Here is a 21619-nt window from a genome sequence, read left to right on the forward strand (position 1 = left end):
GGCGACCGGCCGGTCGCCCCTACGGTCGTTGACACGGAAAACCGTACACAGAATCCTTCCATCCCGACATGAACCATCGCGCCAAGGTACGAATCGGCTTCACCACCGGGTCTTCGGCCACGGCCGCGACCAAGGCCGGGGTGTTGTTTCTGGTGCGCGGGGTGAGGCCCAAGCGCGTCGACATTCCCTGCCCGGAGGGGCATGTCCGGCTGGTAATCCCGCTGGAAAGCCTGGAGGTGGAGACATCGCCCGCCGGCGAGCGTGCAGTCCTGGTCACGGTGCGCAAGCAGGCCGGAGACGACCCGGACGCCACCCACGACGCGGTCATTTCGGCTCGCGTCCATTTGGAACCGTGGCCTCGGCCCGAGGTGGTGGTCCGGGGAGGAAAAGGGGTGGGCATGGTCACCAGGCCCGGATTGCCCGTGTCCGTGGGCCGGGCGGCCATCAATCCGGGGCCGCTGCGGCAGATCCAACGGGCTTTATTGGAAACACTGGAGCAGCTTGGATGCGTCGCCAGAGTCCACGTGCTGGTGGAGGTCCCTCGGGGCGAGGAACTGGCGGCCAAGACCCTGAACCCCAGATTGGGCATTGTCGGCGGGATTTCCATCCTCGGGACCCGGGGCACGGTGAAGGCCTTCAGCCATGCGGCGTGGAAAGAGACGATCATCCAGTGTCTGGACGTGGCTCGGGCCGAAGGCCTGGACACCGTGGCCCTGAGCACCGGGGGGAAGGGGCAGCGCTTTCTGGAGGCCGCCTTCCCCCGACTTCCCCGAACCGCCTTCATTCAAGCAGGGGATCATCCAGGATTCGCCATGCGCCAGGCTGCCCGACGCGGGATGCGCAAGGTGATCTGGGGGGGCTTCTGGGGCAAGCTGCTTAAAATGGCCCAGGGACGACCGCAAACCCATGCCCGACTTTTTGCCGTGGACCTGCCTGCCTTGGCCGAACTGGCGGCGAGCTTGGGCATGGAATCGGATGCAACCGAGAAAATCGCTCGGGCCAACACGGCCAGAGAAGCCCTGGACATCCTGCGCAGCAGGGATCGCTTCGCCGCAGTGACGTCGGAAGCCCTTGTTCGAGCTCTTGATCACTGCCGCATTTGGGGTCGACAATTGGTGGACGTGGAATTGATTTTATTGGACTATGATGGTCAGATATTGCACAGGGCGGAACACAAGGCCTCCAACTCGACGGAGAGCCGTTCGACTTCCGCCTGAGCCTCGAATCCCGACAACGACACCCGACAACGACATCGGAGGAAATCAAACCATGGGAAAAATTATCGCGGTCTGCACCAGCCCCAAGAAGGGCCAGCGGAAAAAGAATATTGATCAGGGAGAACTCGTGGCCGAGCATGGCCTGCAAGGCGACGCCCACGCCGGGCCCTGGCATCGGCAGGTCAGTCTGCTGGCCATGGAAAGCATCAAAAAAATGCAGGCCGCCGGCCTGAAGGTCGGCCCGGGAGACTTCGCGGAAAACCTGACCACCGAAGGCATCGACCTACCCAGCCTGCCCCTGGGCACCAAGCTGCGCATCGGCCCGCAAGCCCTGGGCGAGGTCACCCAAATCGGCAAGGAATGTCACACCCGATGCGCCATTTTTCACCAGGCTGGAGATTGCGTGATGCCCAAAGAAGGCATTTTCATCCAGGTCCTGACCGGAGGGACCGTCCGAGTGGGGGACGTGGTGGAAGTGGACAACTGAGGAGGAAGAGACGCCTTTCGCCACTATCTTGAAAAACGAGAACAGCAGGGTCACGCTTTCCGAAAACAGCAGACATGGAATAACCGGCCTGAAGGTCGGAAAGAAAAAGGGTTGCAAGCACAAGCTTGCAACCCTTTAATTTTAATTGGCGTCCCCAAGGGGATTCGAACCCCTGTTACCGGCGTGAAAGGCCGATGTCCTGGACCAGGCTAGACGATGGGGACACTGGGTATGATGTGGCTGGGGGACTAGGATTTGAACCTAGGTTGACGGAGTCAGAGTCCGTAGTCCTGCCGCTAGACGATCCCCCAGCGCAAAGTCCGTACAACTATGCAAAAGGGGGCCGTTTGTCAACATTTTTTGCGAAAAAAACCTTTTTTCCACTCAAGACCGAAAAGAAATATTTCGGAATCCGCTATGCAGCAGCCGCCAAACGGCGAGTCCGCTTTTTCAACAGATTAATTTTGCGGCGCAAGCGATTCCGGTCCTTGCGCTGGGTGCCGGGCAGTTGATCTTTTTCAGTGCGCAGCGTACGCACCTGACGCTTCAACGACCAAATCTGGTCCTTATACGGAGAAGGCCCCTTGTTCTCTTCGTCCGTACTGAAACCAAGAGCTTCGCGCACGGCGACCACGAGGGCGTCTTTATCCATTCCGCTGGCCCCGGTAATCTGGGGAATCTGAGAAATGCACAATTCACGAAGTTCCTTGGCGGTCATCTTGTCCAAGGGTTTTTTCAAAACAATATTCTTTTCCTCACTCATTCCTTTCTCCTTGACTATCTCACTCGGGGCGGTCGTCCACCCGGTTCGTTGTTGCCGCGCACGGTTCGCTTTTGTTGCGCGATTTCACCTGTTCAAGCGATCGAACATATTTCCGGTAGCAACGCTCGAGCGCTGGGACGGCGGAAAACCGTTTAACCGGGTGGTTCGTTCCTTCCAGCCTCACGCCTGCTTGCACATAGATTTCCGGCGAAAAGCGCGAAGCGGTCTTTTTCCCTTCCCGCAGAGCGGTTCCCATTGCATCCGCTACCGCGACCAAGGAAGATCGGCCACCTAGCAGATCAAGACGGACTTTGTCAAAGACTTTTTCTCCCAAGGCGGCATTGACGGCTCGCAGAATCGTCGGCGCGTGGAAATGCATCTCCTGCATTACCATGGGGTCCTCAACGCCCAGCAGCAGCGTGGTCTTGTTGCGACCCAAGGGCTTGGCCATATCCGCGATTTCGGGACCGACCACAATGGGCCAGGACGACCAGATTTCGGCAAGCCGCCATTGGAATCGGCGCTCCGCCCTGTTCCAAAAATCATGGAGGATGTCGCGCGCTTGGTACGTCATGTCAAAAAGGCCGCAAAACAAACGTCACGCGCCGTTGTACCTCCCGCCCGGCATGCCGAAGGTTGGCGGCGCGTGACGTCGATCATGCTAGATCTTGGCCGCGGTGCGCAGATCGGCCACGGCGTCCGTGGTTTCCCAGGTGAAGTCCACGTCTTCACGGCCAAAGTGGCCATAGATCGAGGCCTTCTTGTAGACGGGCCGCTGCAGATCCAGGCGCTTGCTGATGTAGAACGGGCGCAGGTCGAAAACCTCGCGTACGGCCTTGGTCAGCACTTCGTCGGAAACCACGCCGGTGCCCCAGGAGGTGACCAGGGTGGAGATGGGCTCGGCCACGCCGATGGCGTAGGCCACCTGCACTTCGCAGCGGTCGGCCAAGCCCGCGGCGACCACGTTCTTGGCGATGTAGCGGGCCATGTAGGCTCCGGAACGGTCCACCTTGGACGGGTCCTTGCCGGAAAATGCTCCGCCGCCGTGGTTGCCCATGCCGCCGTAGGTGTCCTGGATGATCTTACGTCCGGTCAGCCCGCAGTCGGCCAAGGGGCCGCCCAGGACGAAGCGTCCGGTGGTGTTGATGAAAATCCGCGTTTTCTCGTCGAGCATTTCCTCGGGCAAGCTCTTGAAGATGACTTCCTTCTTGATGGCCTCCACCAGGTCCGCGTAGGCGATATTCTCGTTATGCTGGCAGGCGATGACCACATTGTCGACCCGCTTGGGCTTGCCCTGCTCGTATTGGATGCAGACCTCGGTTTTGCCGTCGGGGCGCAGAAAGTCGAGAATGTTGTTCTTGCGAACATAGGCCAGGCGGCGGGAAAGTTTGTGGGAATAGAATATTGGAGCAGGCATCAGGGTCGCGGTCTCGTTCACGGCGAAACCGAACATCATGCCCTGGTCTCCGGCTCCTTGTTCCTCGGGCTTGGTTCGGTCCACGCCCATGGCGATATCCACGGACTGTTTGTCGATGGAGGAAATCACGGCACAGGTGTCCGCGTCGAAGCCCATCTCGGAACTCGTGTAGCCGATCTCCCGGACGGTTTCCCTGACGATTTTGGGCAAATCCGCGTAGGCGTTGGTGGAAATCTCACCGGCGATGAAGGCTAGGCCCGTGGTCACCAGAGTTTCGCAGGCCACACGGGCCGTGGGATCCTGAGCGATGATGCAGTCCAGGACCGCATCGGAGATCTGGTCCGCGACCTTGTCCGGATGACCTTCCGTGACGGACTCCGAGGTGAAGAGATAGGAACTGGTATTCCCGTGCATGCGTCTTTCCTCCTTAATGGATGTTTTTTTTGTCCGGGCTGATGATGCCGCCGGAAACCAGCAACTTGAAGGCGTCTTCCACGCCCATCTCCATGGGGATCACGGAGTGCTCAGGGACCATCAGAAAAAAACCGGATGTAGGGTTGGGTGTAGTAGGAACAAAAACATTTAAAACATTGAGACTAGTCTTGCGTTGGGTCTCGCCGGTGGCGACACCGGTAACGAACCCCAAAGCATAACTGCCTTCCTTGGGAAACTCAACCAGGACGACCCGCTGAAAATCCTGGGGGGAACGGTTGAAGATGGTCTCCACCAGCTGCTTGACCGCCAGATAGAGCTTGTTGACCAAGGGAATGGCTTCGATGATCCGGTCCCAGACGCTGACCAGCTTGCGGCCCAGATAGTTACGGACCAGAAATCCGGTGGTCAGGACGACAACGAACACCAGGATCAAGCCCAAGCCGGGAATACGGAACGGCAGAAAATTTTCTGGCCGCAGAGGTGGAGGAAGAAAGCGCAAGAATCCATCCACCCAGTTGAACAGAAGGCGCAGGAAGAAGAACGTGGCCAGGACCGGGGTCAAAAACAGGATCCCGGCCAGAAGGTTCGTCTTGATGAAGTGCTTCAGCCTGGACAACGGGCCGCGAGGGGGGGCGTCTCTGAGCATCACTGATGGTCTCCACCTGGGCCTGATCAACCGGCCTGCTCGACGATCCGGTTCGCCGCGTCCACAAGCACGACCTTAGGCTGCAAATCCGCGTATTCATCCAGGGTGAGCCAAGCATAGGCGACGATGATCACCATGTGGCCCGCGGCTCCCTTCAGTGCGGCGGCTCCATTCAGGCACATTTGACCCGGTTCGCCAAGAATGGCGTACGTCCGCAGCCGCTCGCCGTTGGTCAGGTTGTACACGTCCACCCGTTCATGCGGAAGAATGCCCGAGGCCTCCAAAAGATTCGGGCAAATGGACAAGCTACCTTCATAATCCACCCGCGCCTCGGTGACCGTGGCTCGATGGATTTTTCCGATCATGAAACAGCGACGCACCATGGAATCCCCATTATTTTCTTGAAATCAAAATGTTATCAATCAGTCTCGCGTTGGCGAAGCGCACGGCCACCGCGACCAGGACCGGGCCGGTCACTTCTTCCACGGGATAGAGCTGATCCGGATCCACCACGGCCATGTACTCAACATGGCCCAAAGGTATTTCCCGGGCATATATTTCGCCCAGGGCGGCCAGCAGTAGGGTTGCGTCGGCCTCTCCCTCTCCGACCAGCCGCGCTACATACAACAGGCCGCGATGGATGGCCGGAGCCTGGGCCCGCTCCTCGGGGCCAAGATTGACGTTGCGCGAACTCATGGCCAGACCGTCGGACTCACGCACCGTCGGCCTGCCGTGTATCTCCACGGGAAGATGCAAGTCTCTTGTGATTCGCCGGATGACGGCCAACTGCTGCCAATCCTTTTCTCCGAAAACGGCCAAGGCCGGGTTGGTCAGCACGAACAGCTTGGCAACCACCGTGGCCACGCCTCGAAAATGCGTCGGCCGCTGCACCGCGCACAATCCGCGGCACAGGGACGGCGCTTCCACCCAGGTGGCATAACCTTCCGGGAACATGGCCTCGGCCTCGGGCATAAACAGGACGTCCACGCCCGTTTCCTCGGCCAGTCGGGCGTCGCGTTCCGGATCACGCGGATAGAGCTTCAAGTCTTCTCGCGGCCCGAATTGGGTCGGATTGACGAACAGACTGACCAGAAGCGCGTCAGCGTGTTCCCTGGCCCAGCGCATCAAGGCCAGATGTCCTTCATGAAAAAAGCCCATGGTCGGCACCAGGGCCAAACGTTCGCCGGCGCAGCGCCTCTGCATGGTCCAGGATTGGATCTCGTCCGGCTGGGTGATGATTTTCATACGCTCCTCCACCATAGTGGTTGCTTGTCGCGACAAACCGTCTGCAGACGCGGCGTCCAACAATACCCGGATTCAAAAAACCTCGCCAGACCCGTCCCGGTAGTCCACCCGCTCCAGGCACAGCCCACGAGCCGGAGCCGTTGCCGGAGCCGATTCACGGCACCCTTGCGCGAGAATGTTCATGACCTGGTCCGTGGTCAATCGGCCCTTGCCGACCATGACCAGACAGCCCATAAGGTTGCGGACCATCTGCTTCAAAAAGCCGTCGGCGGTGAACAACCAAACGCTTTCTTGCGGATATATTCCAGCCCGGACATGAATGTCTTGCACCGTGCGCACCGGGCTGCGGACCGGAGTGCCTCGATTTTGAAACGCGGACCAGTCCCTGCGGCCAAGCAGTTTCAAAGCTGATTGCGCCATGGCGTCCCGGTCCAGTTCGCCGACCTGCCAAACACAGGCCCTGCGCTGGGGCAACAGCCATCGCGGTTCGTGCCAGAGGGTATAAGTGTAGGTTTTATGGATCGCGTCGAAACGAGCGTGGAAGGTTTCGAAAACTTGCTCCAGGCGGACAATGGTCACGTCCGGGGGCAAAAGCGCGTTTAAAGCACGCTGCCACGGGAGATCGCGGCGGTTTGCGGGCACGTCCACATGGGCGACCTGCCCCAGGGCGTGAACTCCCGCGTCCGTCCGTCCCGCCCCATGGACCCGGACGGGGCGACCGGCCAGTCGCTCCAAGGCGGCCTCCAGGCATCCCTGGACCGTACGGGCACCGTCCTGAAGCTGCCAGCCGTGGAATCCGGTCCCGATGTAGGCGACCTGGAACTTCAGGCGGATCGCGGAATCAATCGTCGTCACCGGATTATTGCAAAGGGAGTTGCATCCTGGTCAGGGCTTCGGTCAAGCGAGCGGCCTTTTCCGCGTCCACGAAGGAGAGCACCTCGCCGGCGTTGCGACCGCGCATCCCGGACAAAATCTTGACGGCCACGGGTTCTTCCAACGCCTCCAGGGCCTTGGCCGCCTCACGAGGCTTCATGTTGGAGTAGACGTCCACAAGATGTTTCATCTTGCGATCCTTGAGCACATCCGCTTCCTCAAGCATGCCCTGAATCCGGGACTCCAACGCCTGGAGGCGATTCAGCTTGGCGTCGAGTTCGTTTTCCAAAGCGCGCAAGGTCTGCTCCTGTCGTTGAACCTCCTCCTGACGTCGCCGCAGATTTTGCCACTCCTCGGAGAGGTCGCCCTGGGCCGCCATTTGTCGTGGTGCCCCGGCGTTTTGGCCCGGTGCGTCGGCCTGGGCCACGTCCCACGCTCCGGGGATCTCCGCGGCCGGGCCTTCTTGGGCGTGGGCCGGTTTCGTAGTGGCCAGGACGGCCTCGGCCACGACGCTTCCCGGATGATCCGAAACGTCGGTTCCGCTCCAGACGGCCAGGAAGATCAGCTTGCACAAGCTGAGTACGGCCACGGCGGCCAGAAGATTAGAAATCTTTATATTGATGCCGAATGGTTGCCATTTCATCGAGGTCCTTTTGCTCGTTGCTTTTTTCTTGCGCATGGAATTCCAGGGCTTTTTTGTTTCGAAGTCGTTCCAGAATCTTGGCGTCCTTGGATCGTTGGATCAGTTCGCCCCGACATGAGGCGACCCGGTTCGCCAGGTTTTGCAGTCGATACTCTTCACGCTGCACATCCTGCAAAAGGCGTTCCCTATAGGTGCTCCACAGCCAGAACTCGTCGGGCGTCAGCAGGTGACGGCTTTCCAAACGAGCGCCCGCTTCGTCCTGTTTGGCGCGGAGCTGTTCGACTCTCCGGGCCTGGGTCTGATAGTCCCGCTGAGCCGCCGCAAGCTCCAACCGGGCATTGTCCACAAGTTGACGCCGGTAGTCCAGAACGTTTTCCAGGGAAAAATGAAACGGCTTGGGCATGATTCATGTACCGGCGAGTATCCATCCGAGAAAAACGCCCAGCTCGCACCAGACGATTCCGGCTCCCAGGAAGTCGCCGTTGACGCCGCCCCGGAGTCGAGCCAGGCGGATCAAAAACAGCAGGCCCGCGCAGCCCAGCAGGCCGCTGAACAAGAGTGCCTTCCAGGGCACGAACGCGATTCCCAGGGCCAAGGCCGTCCCGACGGCCCAGGCCAAACGCCGGCCCGTGGCCGCGGCCAGAAAAATCCCGGCCAGGCCTGGTCGACCCAGCTCACGGGTCCGCCAAGCCAGGCCCACGGCCGCGGTCCGCCCCAGGACCGGAGCCCAGATCAGCACTCCCCACGCTCCATGGGCGAATATTTCCGGCAACAGGATCACGTACCCCGTCAGCCCCATGAACAGCCCCATGCCGCCGAAGGCTCCCATCCGGCTGTCCTTGAGCACCTCCCAGAAGCGCTCCCCCCGGGCCCCACTGCCCCAGGCGTCGCACAGGTCGACCCAGCCGTCCCAGTGCAAGCCGCGAGTCAAAACCATGGTCAGCCCCAACCACAGCCAAGCCTGAACCCATGGGCGGCCCTCGCCCAGGCCGAGCATGAAGGGCAGCGTCGCGACAAAGCCAAGGTACAGCCCGACAAGAGGGAACCAACGCACCCCGCGACCCAGGGTTTCGGCGTCGGCGATCCGGGCCGGAGCCAGCCGGGTCAGAAACCCGGCGGCCAGGATGAATTCATGCCATATTCGCAAGCAACGCCTCGCGGGTCTGATAATAAACAAACATTCGCAACCACTAAGAAGGACGCGACTACGGCTTCATGGCTTTCAGGGCCTGATACAGGGCCTGGGTTCCGTCGCGGCCGTGACCCAGGGCCGAGGCTTCCTTGTACAGCCGTTCCACCAGGTCCAGTCCGGGCAAATGGATGCCCATGCGCCGGGACTCGTCCAGGGCGATGCCCATGTCCTTGATGAAATGGTCGATCATGAATCCCGGGGCATAGTCGCTCTTGAGAATGCGTGGGGCCAGATTTTCCAGGCTCCAGCAGTTGGCCGCGCCTTTGGTCACGGATTCCAGGACCTTGGTGGGCTCCAATCCGGCCGCCGCCGCGTAGATCAGACTTTCACAAACTCCGATCATGGTCCCCGCGATGACGATCTGGTTGCACATCTTCGTGTGCTGACCAGCCCCGGCCGGTCCCTGATGGACGATGTTCACGCCCATCAGTTTGAGCAGGGGAAGCACGGCCTGAAAAGTCGTTTCGTCCCCGCCGACCATGATGGACAGCTTGGCGTTGCGCGCGCCCACGTCCCCTCCGGAAACCGGAGCATCCAGGGCGGTGGCTTGGCGTTGCCGCGCGGCTTCGGCGATTTCCACGGCCAGGCTGGGACTGGTGGTGGTCATGTCCACGCAGGCCCGGCCCGGTCGCAAACCGGCCACCAGCCCTCGTTCCCCGAAATACACTTCCCGGACATCCGGAGGGAAGCCGACTATGGTGAACACCACGTCCGCGGCTTCGGCCACGGCCTTGGGCGAGTCGGCCCAGTCCGCGCCGTTATCCAGCAAGATTTGGGCTTTGGCCTTGGTCCGGGTGAACACCACGGCCTTATATCCGGCGTCCAGAAGATGCCCGCACATGGACAACCCCATCACCCCGGTCCCGATCCATCCAATCCTCGTAGTTTCCGGCGTCACGACACTCATGTCGTTAGTCATCGTTTTCCTCCTTGGCTTATTGCATTGGACATCGCATTGTCCGTGGGCCGCGTCAGCGATTCTCACGCGACGAACACGGCCAAGCGTCAAACCTGAAGCGGCTTCTCCGTCGGGCTTCCGGCCATGGCCAGGATGGGTGCGATGATCCGGGTCATGGCTTGAGCCGTGGGGCCGTCGGAGTGGACGCGCAAAAAGGCGAATCCTTCGTCCCCGGCCCGGGCCACTTCCGGGTCCAGGGGGATTTTTCCCAGAAACGGCACTCCGGCCTCTCCGGCCAAGGCCTCGCCCCCGCCGCTACCGAATATATTTTCCACCTGGCCGCATTTGGAACAGACGTGACCACTCATATTTTCCACGATGCCCAGCACCGGATTGCCCAACTCGGCGCAGAAGGTCACGGAGCGGCGGACGTCGTCCACGGCCACTCCCTGAGGGGTGGTCACGATCAAGGCCTTGGCCTCCGGTCCCAGAAGCTGCAAGACGGAAAGCGGCTCGTCTCCGGTCCCCGGAGGGCAGTCCACCACCAGATAATCCAGATCGCCCCAGGCGACGTCGCGCAGAAACTGCTTGATCACGCCCATCTTGGCCGGTCCGCGCCAGATCACGGCCTCGCTGGCGCTGGACAGGAGAAACCCCAGGGACATGACCCACAGATTCGGTCCGGCGCTGAGCGGTTCCAGCCGCCCGGCATCCAGCCGGGCCCGTTCTCCGCCCAGGCTGAGGAGCCGAGGCAGACTTGGTCCGTGGACGTCCACGTCCAACAGCCCGGTCTTCATGCCGGCCATGGCCAGGGCCTGGGCCAGGTTCACGGCCACCGTGCTCTTGCCCACGCCGCCCTTGCCGGACAGGACGACGATTTTGTTCTTGATCCTGGCCAAAGCAGTGCACAGGGCCTGCTCTTCCTCGTTTTTCCCGCCGCATCCCTGCTTGTCCGAGCAGGATTCGCACGCATGGTTGCTCATAATCTCAAATCTCCTCAATGGTTGGTTTGCAAAACAATCTGAAGCAAGCGTCTCAGGCAAGCGTACCCGGCCCGGACGAACAAGGCCGGACGAATTGCCGACGACTCGAGAATGGTATAAGAACACGCGCAAAACAAGAGACAAACGCGGTTCAGCCACTAACCCCGATTCGTCGACAGGGGAAGGCCCGGTCCGCCTAATTTGGAGGTCAAACACATCATGACGTTTCCCAGTTTACGTTTTGGCGACATGGTTGCCAAGGTTCCCATCGTCCAAGGCGGCATGGGCGTGGGCATATCCCTGTCCGGCCTCTCCTCCGCCGTGGCCAATCAAGGCGGAGTCGGCGTGATTTCCGCGGCCATGATCGGCATGAGTGAGCCGGATCTGGCCAAAAATTACGCCGAGGCCAACATCCGCGCCCTGCAGCGGGAAATCCGCAAGGCCAAGGAAATGACCAAAGGCATCCTCGGCGTGAACATCATGGTCGCGCTGAGCAATTTTGCCGACCTGGTTCGAACTTCCATCCAGGAGAAGATCGACGTCATCTTTTCCGGCGCCGGCCTGCCCTTCGACCTGCCCAAGTATCTCACCGAGGACTCGCAAACCAAGCTGGTGCCCATCGTTTCCTCGGGTCGGGCCGCGGCCATCATGTGCAGAAAATGGCTCTCCAAGTTCAACTATCTTCCGGACGGCTTCGTGGTCGAAGGGCCTCTGGCCGGCGGACACTTGGGCTTTAAGGCCGAGCAGTTGGACGATCCGGAATACCAGCTTGAAACCTTGGTCCCTCAAGTGATCGACGCGGTCAAGCCCTTTGAGCAGGAACACGGACGGGCCATTCCGGTGATCGCCGCGGGCGGCATCTTCAGCGGGGCGGACATCTGCAAGTATCTGCGTATGGGAGCCGCCGGGGTCCAACTGGGAACCCGCTTCGTGGCCACCCACGAGTGCGACGCGGACTTGGCCTTCAAACAGGCCTTTGTCGACGCCAAGGAGGGCGACGTCACCGTGATCAAAAGCCCGGTGGGGATGCCCGGTCGGGCCCTGAAGAACCAGTTCCTGGCCGATGTGGAGGAAGGCAAACGCAAGCCGTACAAATGCCCCTACCACTGCATCGTCACCTGCGACGTCAAGAAAAGCCCGTATTGCATCGCCCAGGCTCTGTCCAACGCCAAAAAAGGGCGTTTGAATCTCGGCTTCGCCTTCGCGGGACAAACGGCGCACCGGGTGAAAGAGCTGCTTTCGGTCAAGGAATTGATGGAATCCCTGGAGGCCGAGTACGACGCCGCCTGCGCGGCCCCCGCGTCGGCGTAGTCTCATCGGTTGTCGAGAACACGAAAAAAGACGAGGCGTCGTGGCCTCGTCTTTTTTCGTGTCTCTTGAATTCACGCCTGAAACCAGTTACGAACCATCTGCTTGGTTATGGCGTTTTTTTTCGCCTTTTTTCGGGCCGGTTTCAAAACGCCCGTTTCCGATTACCTCAAGACGGAGTCTATACGAATGGACGAAGGTGGCAGTAGCACCCGACAATCTCAACCTCCCTCGGCCTTGCCCGCGAGTCGGCACGGCGCACCGCTTTTCGGGGAAACCACGCAGTAGCAGCGCGTAGTCCGTTCCCGAGGAGTCCCTTCTTCGGCGCGCCCCTGCTCACGACCACGGGCCACAGGACCACGGGTCAGGACGCGCTCCATGAAAGATCCACAAATCATCTCGACGCTGAACGAGTACCTGGAGGCCGGAAATCCCAAGGCGCTCCGGGATTTCACGGCATCCCTGCACCCGGCCGACCTGGCCGATTCCCTGGATGAGCTGTCCACGAAGGACGCGGCCCAGGTCCTGGAGATCCTCTTTCCGCACCACAGCGCGGAAGTTCTGGGACAACTGGACGCGGACCTGCAGGTGGACATCGTGCTCCGCCTGTCCGACAAGCGGCTGGCGGAAATCATCACCAACATGTTCTCCGACGAACGGGTGGACCTGATCCAGCTCCTCCCGGAAGAACGTCGCCAGAACGTCCTGCGGCTGCTGGCCAGGGCGGAGCGGGAGGACATTATCCGTCTGGGCGCTTACGAAGAGGGAACCGCCGGGGCGATCATGACCTCGGACTACGCGGTGCTCAAGCCGTCCCTCACCGCGCGGCAGGCCCTGGACAAGCTGCGCCTGGAAGCCCCGGACAAGGAGACCATCTACTACACCTACGTCATCGACGAGGAGCGTCGCTTGATCGGCCTGGTCTCGCTACGGGACCTGATCATGGCGCCGCCGGAGAAGCAAGTCGAGGACGTAATGCGCCGAGACCCGGTCACCGCCCATGTCGACGACGACCAGGAAGACGTGGCCAAAACCATGGCCAAGTACGACATCCTGGCCGTGCCGGTGGTCGACGAAAAGGACGCATTGATCGGAATCATCACCTTTGACGACGTCCACGACGTCATTGAGGAAGAGGCCTCCGAGGACTTCCACCGTATGGGCTCCATCGCCGAAGGGTTCGGTCCGTCGGCCTCGGACCTGAGCGGGTTCAAGCCCGCGGACCTCTACTACCTTTTCTTGAAGCGCGTCCCCTGGCTCCTGGCCCTGGTTTTCGTGAACATATTTTCCGGGGCCGGCATCGCCTATTTCGAGCACACCATCCAGGCCGTGGTGTCCCTGGTCTTTTTCCTGCCCCTGCTCATCGGCAGCGGCGGGAACGCCGGATCGCAATCCGCAACGCTGATGGTCCGCGCCCTGGCCACTGGGGAAGTCCACATGAAGGACTGGTTCAAGCTGCTCAGCCGGGAAATCCTCATCGCCCTGGCCATCGGGCTGTGCATGGGCATGGCGGTGTCCATGATCGGGATATTCCGGGTCGGGCCGGACGTGACCGTGGTCGTGGCCCTGAGCATGGTCACCATCGTCCTCATGGGCTGCCTGATGGGCATGTCCCTGCCCTTCCTGCTGACCCGCCTGCGACTGGACCCGGCCACGGCCAGCGCCCCGCTGATCGCCTCCCTGGCCGACATTTTCGGAATTTTAATTTATTTCGGCATCGCCACCTGGTATCTCGGTCTGCAACATGTCGTATAAAGCCAAGGGAGCAGCGCCTTCGGATTCTGAAACTCCGCAAAACACTCTCGACGACCAAGAGAAAAAAAAGGATTTCGCGGATAGGGATGGGAAAAATCAAGCATTCATCGCCTACGCCATATACTGCTGATCATAGAGCTTCTTGTAGACGTTGGACGTGATGTAGAGCTTTTCGTGGTCCCCGGTGGCTTTGATCCGACCGTTTTGGAACAGGAAGATTCGTGACGCCAGCCGGATGGTGCTGAAGCGGTGGGCGATGATCAGCACGGTCTTGTCCTGGATCAATCCGGACAGGGCCTGCTGGATCATTTCCTCGCTGGTTGCGTCCAGGGCCGAGGTGGCCTCGTCCAGGATCAGGATCGGGGCGTTGCGCAGGAAAGCCCGGGCCAGGGCCAGGCGTTGCTTCTGGCCGCCGGAAAGGCGCATGCCTTTTTCGCCGACCACGGTTTCGTACCCGTGGGGCAGTTCCTGGATGAATTCGTGGGCGAACGCCCGCTGCGCGGCGTATTCCACGGCCTCGGGCGGGGCGTCCTGGTTGCCGGCCAGAATGTTGGAGCGCACCGTGTCGTTGAACAGCACCGGGTCCTGGGGCACGATGGCCATGGCCCGGCGCAAGTCTTCCTTGCGCACGTCGCGCACGTCCAGGCCGTCAACATGGATCGCACCCGCGGAAACGTCGTAGAACCGGGGAATCAGGTTCGCGAAGGTGGTCTTGCCCGCCCCGCTGGGCCCCACCAGGGCCACCACCTCGCCGGGAGCAATGGTCGCGTTGACGTCCTGGAGCACCGGGATGCCCTGCTCATAGGCGAAAAAGACCCGCTCGAAACGGATTTCCCCGCGCACCTGGCCCAGTGACAGGCTCTGAGGAATTTCGGGATCTGGGACCGTGTCCTCGGTGTTCAGAATATACTCCAGGCGCTCCAGGGAGGCTTCGCCCTTGCGGATTTCATTATGGATCCGCCCCAGTTTTTTGACCGGCTCGTAAGCCATGTACAGCGCGAAAATCAAGGGGAGGATCGTCTCCAGGCTGACCCCTCTGGAGGCCGCATAAAACACGGCCCCGGCCACCCCGACGGCGGCCACCACTTCGATGGTCGGGGAAAGAATGTTCGAATACTTGACCACCTTCATGGCCCAGTGGAACAGACTCTGAGCGGCTTGCTCGAACTTGCGGATTTCCCGCTTTTCCAGGCCGAAGGCCCGGACTTCCTTGGTCGCCGTGAGGTTTTCGTTCAGGATGGTGGTCAGGTCCGCGGTCTGGGCCAAAAACCGGTGCGCCCGGTGGAGCAGTTTCTTGCCGATGATCCGGATGGGCAGGATGCAAATCGGCACCAGTAGCAAGGCCAGCAGCACGAAGAGCAGGTCCTGCTGCTTCATGGACAGGTAGACCACCGCGCCCAGGGCTCCGACAAAGGTCAGCGGCTGCTTGATCAGGTCGTTGGCCACGGTGGTCACCACCCCCTGCAACTGCCCGGTATCGTTGACCACCCGAGCCAGAAGGTCGCCGCTTTTGTTCTTCTGATAAAAGGCCAGCGGCAGTTCCTGCAGTTTGCTGAAGACCCGCACCCGCAGCGCTTCCAACACCTTCCCGCCGCAGTAGTGGATCAGATAGACGTTCAGGAAGCCGCTGGCCGCGCGGATCAGAAAGACGACGGGAATGAGCGCGGTCACCGCCAGCAGCATGGCCGTGGATGGCGGTTCCGGACCGAAAATGACCGGAAAAACCCGGTCGGCCATGAAGGGTAGCCCGAAGCCGCTGGCTATGCCGAAGATTACCCCGAAAAAGATGGCCGCGGCGAAATGCAGCCGCACCGCGCCCAGCAGGGCGAAATAGGGCAGAAAACGTTTGAACAATCCTTCGCTTTGCTTTACTCGCATCGTAGCGCGTCACCCCCTGCAAGTACTCCATCGGTATATAGTATCGTCATGCATTCTCCCACGGTTCTGATCATCAAGCCTTCGTCCCTCGGGGACATCGTTCACGGACTACTCGTCGCCCAAATGATCAAGGTCGGATTTCCGGAGGCCCGGATCGACTGGGTCTGCCGGGACGTTTTCGCGCCGCTGGTGGCGGCTTGTCCGGTGGTGGACGACGTCCTGCTCTTCCAGCGCCATGGCGGGCCAACGGGGTTTCTGCGCTTGATCCGCGCCGTGCGCAAACGGCGCTATTCCCATGTCCTGGACATGCAGGGCCTGGCCCGTAGCGGACTGATCGCCTTGGCGGCCCGGGCCGACGTGGTCGTCGGTCGCGACGACGCCCGTGAAGGGGCGAGGATCGCTTACCATCGGCGCACGCCCTTGCCAACCGCCGGCCGCGACGCCCACGCCGTGGACGTCTTGGCCGAGTTTCTGCCTCTTTTGGGCTTGCCCAGGAATGTCGTCGCCCGGCTGCCTTTCCGGTCGCCCTCCCGATCGCCTTTCCGGTTATTTGGACGTTTGCCGGAAATGCCGCCCGGAACCCTTCGCGACAACGTTCACGCAGACCGCCCCGGATCGCCAGAGCTTTCCACGAAAAGCCCGACGCCAGGCCAGACCTCAAACCAGACTTCGGGCCCGATCCTGCTGTTTCCCGAAAGCAGTCGGCCCGAAAAAAATTGGCCGGGCTATGCGGCGCTGACCAAGTTGCTGCTCGACGCCCTACCCGACGCTTTCGCGGCCTGGGCCGGAGCCCATGCCGTGCCAAGTCCCTCCGGTCTCGCGGGCTTTTCGGAATCGAACACTCCGCGTTTTCTGAACATGACCGGGCAAACCTCCCTTTCCGAATTACCCTGGCTCATCGCCCAGGCCCGTCTGGTGGTCGGCAACGACAGCGGGCCGCTGCACCTGGCCGCGGCCATGGGCGTGCCGACCCTGGCCCTGTTCGGTCCCACGGCCCCGGCCAAGTACCGCCCGTATCCCGGAGACGACCGACGCAATCGTGTCCTGTGCGCGCCTGGTGGCGACATGGGGTTGCTTCGGCCCGAGGTGGCCTTGGGGGCGGTGCTGGAGGCCATCCGGATACAACTCAGCGATTTGGCTCAAGAAAGCGGGTGATCGCGTCCACGGTCCGCCGCGTGGCTCCCTTCCCGGCTCGGTGCCAGTTCCTGGCCGCCCGGCCCATGTCTCGCCGCGCGGTCTGATCGCGCAACAGCATCGCCACAGTGTCGAACACTTCCGTTTCATCCCGGACGACCTGGCCGGCCTTTGCCGCGAGCATGGAATCGACCACGGCCCGGAAATTCTGCATGTTCGGGCCGAACAGCACGGGTTTGCCCAAGGCCGCGGCCTCGATGGGGTTCTGACCTCCCTGGTGCGGGGCCATGCTTTTGCCCACGAAGACCACATCCGCGGCCTGGAGCAAAACGACCATCTCTCCGGTGGTGTCGGCCACGGCCACATTCACCGGACCTTCGGCCAAACCGGAAGAGCGAAAGTGCGCGGCGACGGCCTCCTTGATCAGCAAACCCCTCAGCTCGGCCCGACGTTCGGCGTGTCGGGGGATCAGCAGGAGCTTGCACGGCAGCCCGTGGTCCGTGAGCTTGCAGGCCACCCGGAGAAGCATTTCTTCTTCCCCCGGCCAGGTGGAGGCTCCAGCTAAAACCAGAGGGCGTGCCGGGTCTTCGCAGTCCGCACGATCCCCCCCCGCCTCCAGACCCAGGCCCAGGTCCGTACGCAACTGCTCCAATTCCGCGGAAACCAGGATCGGGGCCGGGGTCATATCCAGTTTGAGGTTTCCGCTGGTCACGATGCGATCTTCCGTGATCCCCAGTCGCGCGAAGCGCCGCCCGTCCTCCTCCGAGGCGGTCACAATCCGTGACAGCATGGCGAAGGGTTCGCGCAGCGGACGCGGCAAAGCGTGCCAGCGGCGAAAGGACCGCTCCGAGAGCCGGGCATTGATCAACACCGTGGGGACTCCCCGGAGCCGGGCTTGATGCAGGTGCTCCGGCCAGATTTCCCCCTCCATCAGCAGGCACAGGTCCGGCTGAAGTCGACTCCAGGTCCGTCGGCTGATCGGCCAGAAATCCACCGGAAAATAGCCGAGGTAGGTCAAATACGGCTCGTACTTGCGTTCCGCCAGAGCGTAGCCCGTGCTGGTGGTGGTGGTCATCACGATTTGAATCGCCGGATGCTCCTCGCGCAACAACTCCAGCAGCGGCCCCAGAGCTTGCAGCTCACCGACGCTGACGGCATGAATCCATACCCGGCGCACTCCGGCAGGCTGGGGCGGCAGTACCGGCACCCGCCCCAGGCGCTGGCCGAAGTGCCGGGCATAGCCGCCCCGGCGAAGCATCCGCGGCAGGTAGAACGGCAGGGCCGCCAGCAGGGCAACGGGGAAAAGCAGGCGATAGAGCAGGAGCATGCGCCGTTTCAACGCAACCAAGACGGCTTGGTCAGGAGATTGCCTCGGACCGCGTGAGACTTGGGACAGGCTCGGCTACAGGACAATGCCGTTATCCTGGAGATCCTGGATCAGAAACCGGCGCATTTTTTTGCTCACCGGCCCCGGCCGCACGTCATGGATGGGCTTCTTGTTGAAGCGGATCACGCTCAGGGCGTCGATGGTCGTGCCCAGAAGGATCACCTCCCGCGCCAGGTAGACGTCGTCCTCCGTGACCTGGCGGAAGACCACCGGCATTTCGTCCTTGACCGCATCCAGGGCGCGCATCAGAGTCGTCCCGGTCAGAGCGTTGTTCAGCTCCGGAACCACCAGGCGTCCCTGGGCGTCCACGAGGCAGACGTTTTCCACGGCCCCTTCGGCCAGGAATCCGTCGTCGTCAAAGCACAGGGAATAGTCGCAGCCCGATTGCACGGCTTCGCGCTTCATCAGCACGTTGGGCAGATAGTTGACGCTCTTGATCTTGGCCATCAGGCCGCGCTTGGCGGGCATGGAGCAGCGCGAGGCCGTGACGCCTTTTTCATAGGCGGACTCGGGCCGCGGATGCAGGGCATAGGCCACGATGTACAGGCCGGCCTTGGGGCATTCCCGGGCGTCGATGCCGAATCCTCCGGGCCCGCGTCCCAGGAGGATGCGCACCATCCCCTGGTCCGTATTCGCGGCCCGGGCCACGTCCACGATCATGGTCTTCAGGTCCTCCCAGGGGCAGGGCGGCTCCAGAAAAATCGACCGGGCCGAAAACATCAGCCGGTCCACGTGCGGATCAAGCTGGTAGAGCTTGCGCTCCACGAATTTCATGGTCTCAAAAACCCCGTCTCCCCGGTGGACCATGTGGTCGTCCAGGGGCAGCACCATCAGCCGCGGGTCCGTGCCGATCACGCCGACCCGGTGATCGTAAAAGGCCGTAACTTCGCCGATCCCCGGCCTGGGGGCCTGGAGCAGCCGCTCCAGATAGGCATCTGAATCGTTAACGACGGTAAGCATCATCCTACTCCGAATTCGTCCCATACAATGTCATGCGGCCCGAAAGTCGGGCCGCGAAAAACGAGAACCAGTTAGTGAGTGTTGAAAAAGTCCTAACTCGACAGTCCGTTCAAAAACCCCAAGTGCAAGGAGCAAAAAAAGCTACCGGGACACGTCCTGTGTCCGGCCCTTGCGGGCTGTGGCTGCGCCACATTTTCGATTTGCCGTCCTGGCAATCGAATCAAGGTCGAAGCGTATTTACTGATACGTGAGAGTTTGAACTTTTTGCAGCGACGCAGCAATTGGGAGTTTTTCAACTGCTAAACCCTGATCAGGTCCCGCTCCACCAGCGCCTCCGCGATCTGCACGGCGTTCAGGGCCGCGCCTTTGCGCAGGTTGTCCGCCACGACCCACAGATTCAGTCCGTTGGCAATGGATTCGTCCTCGCGGATGCGGCCGACGAAAGTCAAGTCCTCCCCCGCGGCGTGGATGGGCATGGGATAGATTTTCTCCCTGGGATTGTCCAAGACCTGCACGCCCGGAGCCTGAGCCAGGATCACCCGGGCCTCGGCCGGAGTGATCTTCTTTTCGGTCTCCACGTTCACGGACTCGCTGTGACCATAGAACACCGGCACCCGGACCGTGGTGGCGGTCAGCCGGATGGTCTCGTCGCCCATGATCTTTTGGGTCTCCAGGACCATCTTCATTTCTTCCTTGGTGTAATCGTTGTCCAGGAAGACGTCGATGTGCGGGAGGCAATTGAAAGCGATCTGGTATGGGTACACCTCGGCCTCGGGTTCCTGCATGTTGAACATCTGGCGAACCTGGGTCTCCATTTCCTTGATGGCCTTCTGGCCGGTCCCGGAAACGGCCTGGTAGGTGGAGACCACCACCCGCTTGATTTTGCCGACGTCGTGCAGGGGCTTGAGCACCACGACCATCTGGATGGTCGAACAGTTGGGATTGGCGATGATTCCCTTATGCCGGGCCAAATCGTCCGGGTTCACCTCCGGAACCACCAAAGGGACCTCCGGATCCATGCGCCAGGCGCTGGAATTGTCCACCACCACGCACCCGGATCGGACGGCGATGGGCGCATACTTTTCCGACGTCCCCCCCCCAGCGGAAAAGAGCGCCAAGTCCAGCTCGTGAAAAGAATTTTCGTCAAGTTCTTCCACGGTCAATTGGCCGCCCATGAACGGGATTTCCTGGCCAGCGGACCGGGAGGAAGCCAGGGCACGAACACTGGTCGCCGGAAATTCCCGCTGTTCCAGCGTCTTGAGCATTTCCCTGCCCACGGCTCCCGTGGCGCCCACCACGCCGACTCGCAACTGCTTGGCATGCATATCGTGTTGCTCCTTGTTGTATTGTATTCAGTTTTGCGATCAACAGGCCACGAATAGACGTGCTCGCAATCGCAATCGAAATCGATGGTCTCACAACGCGGTTCTTGTTTTTCTTGCTTTCGATTTCGATTTCGATAGCGATTTCGATTTCGACCTTGATTCCAATGCTCCGTTACGAATTGCGACGAACGCTGTCAGCGCCGGACCTGCTCCATAATCCGCAGGCATCCGTCGGATCGGTTCATGGTGTACAAATGAACCCCCGGCGCGCCGTTGTCCAGGAGATCCTGGATCTGGGCAGCGGCATGGGCCATGCCCACTTCCTGAACCGCCGCGTCTCCGCCTCGGGCGTCCGCCTGCTCCAGATCCCGCAGGAAAGCTGGCGGCAGGGTCGCGCCGCACATGGAGGTGATCCGCTGAATGAACTTCAAGCTGAAAATGGGCATGATCCCCGGCAGGATGGGCTTGGCGATCCCGGCTTCACGGGCTCGCTGAACGAACTTCCAATAGCTGGCGTTGTCGAAGAAAAGTTGAGTCACGGCGAAGTCTCCGCCCAGATCCAGCTTCATTTTCAGGAAATCCAGATCCTCCTTCAGGCCGACGGCTTCGGGATGTCCCTCCGGGTACCCGGCCACCCCGACGCCCATGCCCGGATATTCCGCGGCGATAAACCGGACCAGGTCCGAGGCGTGACTGAATCCGTCGTCCGATGGGACGAACGCGGTCTCTCCCTGGGGCGGGTCGCCGCGCAAGGCCATCACGTTGGTTACCTCGGCCCGGCTCAGATCGTCCAGAAACGAGCGCAGAACCTGGGTGGAGGCCCCGACGCAGGTCAGATGGGCCATGGGCTCCATGCTGAAATCCCGTTTCAAGGTGGTCACGATCTCCAACGTGGCGGCCTGGGTGCTGCCGCCGGCTCCGTAGGTCACGGAGACGAACAGCGGGTCCAGGGCTCGCAGCCGCTGGGCCGTATCAAAAAACTTCGGCCACAAGGCCCGGTCCTTGGGAGGAAAAAATTCCAGGGAAATTCTCGACCGTTCGGGTCGTTCCAGCAAATCCTTGATTTTCACGAT

Annotated in this window: 23 protein-coding genes and 2 tRNA genes; 5 read left to right on the forward strand and 20 right to left on the reverse strand. The window is 61.2% G+C overall.

Going from position 1 to position 21619, the window contains the following annotated elements; translation table 11 throughout:
- Positions 1-68: 68 nt before the first annotated feature.
- Together DESLA_RS20180 and DESLA_RS0111580 are read left to right on the forward strand one after the other, a co-directional pair.
- Positions 69-1217, forward strand: a complete 1149-nt coding sequence (locus DESLA_RS20180; protein WP_035261757.1) for a cobalt-precorrin-5B (C(1))-methyltransferase — start codon at positions 69-71, stop codon at positions 1215-1217.
- A gap of 52 nt (positions 1218-1269) precedes the next feature.
- Complete coding sequence (locus DESLA_RS0111580; protein ID WP_028572571.1) at positions 1270-1704, forward strand: MOSC domain-containing protein; 435 nt, start codon at positions 1270-1272, stop codon at positions 1702-1704.
- A 146-nt stretch (positions 1705-1850) separates the two neighbouring features.
- Here DESLA_RS0111580 and DESLA_RS0111585 read toward each other — a convergent pair.
- The 14 genes from DESLA_RS0111585 to DESLA_RS20190 form a co-directional block, all read right to left on the reverse strand.
- A tRNA-Glu gene (locus DESLA_RS0111585) sits at positions 1851-1928 on the reverse strand.
- Between the two features lie 13 nt (positions 1929-1941).
- A tRNA-Gln gene (locus tag DESLA_RS0111590) sits at positions 1942-2015 on the reverse strand.
- A 104-nt stretch (positions 2016-2119) separates the two neighbouring features.
- The gene (locus DESLA_RS0111595) at positions 2120-2467 is read right to left on the reverse strand and encodes a hypothetical protein (protein ID WP_028572572.1); all 348 of its coding nucleotides are present in this window, start codon (positions 2465-2467) and stop codon (positions 2120-2122) included.
- A gap of 19 nt (positions 2468-2486) precedes the next feature.
- A complete protein-coding gene (locus DESLA_RS21815) occupies positions 2487-3062 on the reverse strand; it encodes a DciA family protein (protein WP_051434621.1) in 576 nt (191 codons plus the stop codon).
- Positions 3063-3128: 66 nt separating this feature from the next.
- A complete protein-coding gene (metK, locus tag DESLA_RS0111605; protein ID WP_028572573.1) occupies positions 3129-4298 on the reverse strand; it encodes a methionine adenosyltransferase in 1170 nt (389 codons plus the stop codon).
- Between the two features lie 13 nt (positions 4299-4311).
- Positions 4312-4965 carry a DUF502 domain-containing protein gene (locus tag DESLA_RS0111610; RefSeq protein WP_051434622.1) on the reverse strand — a complete coding sequence of 218 codons (654 nt, stop codon included), beginning with the start codon at positions 4963-4965 and terminating at the stop codon, positions 4312-4314.
- Positions 4966-4991: 26 nt separating this feature from the next.
- Entirely contained in the window at positions 4992-5330 is a 339-nt protein-coding gene (gene panD / locus DESLA_RS0111615; protein ID WP_245590051.1) for an aspartate 1-decarboxylase, read from the reverse strand.
- A 28-nt stretch (positions 5331-5358) separates the two neighbouring features.
- Positions 5359-6210, reverse strand: coding sequence for a pantoate--beta-alanine ligase (panC, locus tag DESLA_RS0111620; RefSeq protein WP_028572576.1), 852 nt, complete (start codon positions 6208-6210; stop codon positions 5359-5361).
- Positions 6211-6282: 72 nt separating this feature from the next.
- On the reverse strand, positions 6283-7065 hold the full coding sequence (gene truA, locus DESLA_RS0111625) for a tRNA pseudouridine(38-40) synthase TruA (RefSeq protein ID WP_245590052.1): 783 nt from the start codon (positions 7063-7065) through the stop codon (positions 6283-6285).
- A gap of 4 nt (positions 7066-7069) precedes the next feature.
- Positions 7070-7726, reverse strand: coding sequence for a MotE family protein (locus DESLA_RS22920; RefSeq protein WP_028572578.1), 657 nt, complete (start codon positions 7724-7726; stop codon positions 7070-7072).
- Positions 7686-8129: a flagellar export protein FliJ gene (fliJ, locus tag DESLA_RS0111635; protein WP_028572579.1), complete on the reverse strand. Its 444-nt coding sequence runs from the start codon at positions 8127-8129 to the stop codon at positions 7686-7688. Before fliJ ends, DESLA_RS22920 begins: the two co-directional genes overlap by 41 nt.
- Before the next feature lie 3 nt (positions 8130-8132).
- Complete coding sequence (locus tag DESLA_RS0111640) at positions 8133-8873, reverse strand: adenosylcobinamide-GDP ribazoletransferase (protein ID WP_051434623.1); 741 nt, start codon at positions 8871-8873, stop codon at positions 8133-8135.
- Between the two features lie 58 nt (positions 8874-8931).
- Positions 8932-9837 carry an NAD(P)-dependent oxidoreductase gene (locus DESLA_RS0111645; RefSeq protein WP_028572581.1) on the reverse strand — a complete coding sequence of 302 codons (906 nt, stop codon included), beginning with the start codon at positions 9835-9837 and terminating at the stop codon, positions 8932-8934.
- 86 nt (positions 9838-9923) lie between these two features.
- Positions 9924-10799, reverse strand: coding sequence for an Mrp/NBP35 family ATP-binding protein (locus DESLA_RS20190; RefSeq protein ID WP_051434624.1), 876 nt, complete (start codon positions 10797-10799; stop codon positions 9924-9926).
- 219 nt (positions 10800-11018) lie between these two features.
- Here DESLA_RS20190 and DESLA_RS0111655 point away from each other — a divergent pair, with 219 nt between their 5' ends.
- On the forward strand, positions 11019-12110 hold the full coding sequence (locus DESLA_RS0111655) for an NAD(P)H-dependent flavin oxidoreductase (protein WP_028572582.1): 1092 nt from the start codon (positions 11019-11021) through the stop codon (positions 12108-12110).
- A gap of 218 nt (positions 12111-12328) precedes the next feature.
- On the opposite strand, the gene DESLA_RS22925 is transcribed toward DESLA_RS0111655, so the two are convergent.
- A complete protein-coding gene (locus DESLA_RS22925; RefSeq protein WP_156932946.1) occupies positions 12329-12487 on the reverse strand; it encodes a hypothetical protein in 159 nt (52 codons plus the stop codon).
- On the opposite strand from DESLA_RS22925, the gene mgtE reads away from it, so the two are divergent.
- Positions 12486-13862 carry a magnesium transporter gene (gene mgtE, locus DESLA_RS0111660; protein ID WP_028572583.1) on the forward strand — a complete coding sequence of 459 codons (1377 nt, stop codon included), beginning with the start codon at positions 12486-12488 and terminating at the stop codon, positions 13860-13862. The two genes, DESLA_RS22925 and mgtE, sit on opposite strands and share 2 nt — an antisense overlap.
- Before the next feature lie 111 nt (positions 13863-13973).
- Here the strand turns inward: mgtE and DESLA_RS0111665 are convergent, their stop codons facing one another.
- Positions 13974-15740: an ABC transporter ATP-binding protein gene (locus DESLA_RS0111665; protein WP_028572584.1), complete on the reverse strand. Its 1767-nt coding sequence runs from the start codon at positions 15738-15740 to the stop codon at positions 13974-13976.
- Between the two features lie 48 nt (positions 15741-15788).
- Between DESLA_RS0111665 and DESLA_RS0111670 the strand changes: the two genes are divergently transcribed.
- On the forward strand, positions 15789-16895 hold the full coding sequence (locus DESLA_RS0111670) for a glycosyltransferase family 9 protein (protein ID WP_028572585.1): 1107 nt from the start codon (positions 15789-15791) through the stop codon (positions 16893-16895).
- Here DESLA_RS0111670 and DESLA_RS0111675 read toward each other — a convergent pair.
- From DESLA_RS0111675 to metF, 4 genes are all read right to left on the reverse strand, one after another.
- Positions 16867-18201: a 3-deoxy-D-manno-octulosonic acid transferase gene (locus DESLA_RS0111675; RefSeq protein ID WP_028572586.1), complete on the reverse strand. Its 1335-nt coding sequence runs from the start codon at positions 18199-18201 to the stop codon at positions 16867-16869. The two genes, DESLA_RS0111670 and DESLA_RS0111675, sit on opposite strands and share 29 nt — an antisense overlap.
- 75 nt (positions 18202-18276) lie before the next feature.
- The gene (locus DESLA_RS0111680) at positions 18277-19221 is read right to left on the reverse strand and encodes an aminotransferase class IV (protein WP_028572587.1); all 945 of its coding nucleotides are present in this window, start codon (positions 19219-19221) and stop codon (positions 18277-18279) included.
- Between the two features lie 299 nt (positions 19222-19520).
- A complete protein-coding gene (locus tag DESLA_RS0111685; protein ID WP_028572588.1) occupies positions 19521-20546 on the reverse strand; it encodes an aspartate-semialdehyde dehydrogenase in 1026 nt (341 codons plus the stop codon).
- A gap of 194 nt (positions 20547-20740) precedes the next feature.
- Positions 20741-21616, reverse strand: coding sequence for a methylenetetrahydrofolate reductase [NAD(P)H] (gene metF / locus DESLA_RS0111690; protein WP_028572589.1), 876 nt, complete (start codon positions 21614-21616; stop codon positions 20741-20743).
- Positions 21617-21619: the final 3 nt, after the last annotated feature.

Source organism: Desulfonatronum lacustre DSM 10312, from assembly GCF_000519265.1.
In the GTDB taxonomy this organism is placed as follows: domain Bacteria; phylum Desulfobacterota; class Desulfovibrionia; order Desulfovibrionales; family Desulfonatronaceae; genus Desulfonatronum; species Desulfonatronum lacustre.

Excerpts from the sequence above, each read along its gene's own strand:
- DESLA_RS20180 (WP_035261757.1), top strand. The coding sequence starts at position 69 with ATGAACCATCGCGCCAAGGTACGAATCGGCTTCACCACCGGGTCTTCG.
- DESLA_RS0111580 (WP_028572571.1), top strand. The coding sequence starts at position 1,270 with ATGGGAAAAATTATCGCGGTCTGCACCAGCCCCAAGAAGGGCCAGCGG.
- DESLA_RS0111595 (WP_028572572.1), bottom strand. The coding sequence starts at position 2,467 with ATGAGTGAGGAAAAGAATATTGTTTTGAAAAAACCCTTGGACAAGATG.
- metK (WP_028572573.1), bottom strand. The coding sequence starts at position 4,298 with ATGCACGGGAATACCAGTTCCTATCTCTTCACCTCGGAGTCCGTCACG.
- DESLA_RS0111610 (WP_051434622.1), bottom strand. The coding sequence starts at position 4,965 with ATGCTCAGAGACGCCCCCCCTCGCGGCCCGTTGTCCAGGCTGAAGCAC.
- panD (WP_245590051.1), bottom strand. The coding sequence starts at position 5,330 with ATGATCGGAAAAATCCATCGAGCCACGGTCACCGAGGCGCGGGTGGAT.
- panC (WP_028572576.1), bottom strand. The coding sequence starts at position 6,210 with ATGAAAATCATCACCCAGCCGGACGAGATCCAATCCTGGACCATGCAG.
- DESLA_RS22920 (WP_028572578.1), bottom strand. The coding sequence starts at position 7,726 with ATGAAATGGCAACCATTCGGCATCAATATAAAGATTTCTAATCTTCTG.
- fliJ (WP_028572579.1), bottom strand. The coding sequence starts at position 8,129 with ATGCCCAAGCCGTTTCATTTTTCCCTGGAAAACGTTCTGGACTACCGG.
- DESLA_RS0111645 (WP_028572581.1), bottom strand. The coding sequence starts at position 9,837 with ATGACTAACGACATGAGTGTCGTGACGCCGGAAACTACGAGGATTGGA.
- DESLA_RS20190 (WP_051434624.1), bottom strand. The coding sequence starts at position 10,799 with ATGAGCAACCATGCGTGCGAATCCTGCTCGGACAAGCAGGGATGCGGC.
- DESLA_RS0111655 (WP_028572582.1), top strand. The coding sequence starts at position 11,019 with ATGACGTTTCCCAGTTTACGTTTTGGCGACATGGTTGCCAAGGTTCCC.
- mgtE (WP_028572583.1), top strand. The coding sequence starts at position 12,486 with ATGAAAGATCCACAAATCATCTCGACGCTGAACGAGTACCTGGAGGCC.
- DESLA_RS22925 (WP_156932946.1), bottom strand. The coding sequence starts at position 12,487 with ATGGAGCGCGTCCTGACCCGTGGTCCTGTGGCCCGTGGTCGTGAGCAG.
- DESLA_RS0111665 (WP_028572584.1), bottom strand. The coding sequence starts at position 15,740 with ATGCGAGTAAAGCAAAGCGAAGGATTGTTCAAACGTTTTCTGCCCTAT.
- DESLA_RS0111670 (WP_028572585.1), top strand. The coding sequence starts at position 15,789 with ATGCATTCTCCCACGGTTCTGATCATCAAGCCTTCGTCCCTCGGGGAC.
- DESLA_RS0111675 (WP_028572586.1), bottom strand. The coding sequence starts at position 18,201 with ATGCTCCTGCTCTATCGCCTGCTTTTCCCCGTTGCCCTGCTGGCGGCC.
- DESLA_RS0111680 (WP_028572587.1), bottom strand. The coding sequence starts at position 19,221 with ATGCTTACCGTCGTTAACGATTCAGATGCCTATCTGGAGCGGCTGCTC.
- DESLA_RS0111685 (WP_028572588.1), bottom strand. The coding sequence starts at position 20,546 with ATGCATGCCAAGCAGTTGCGAGTCGGCGTGGTGGGCGCCACGGGAGCC.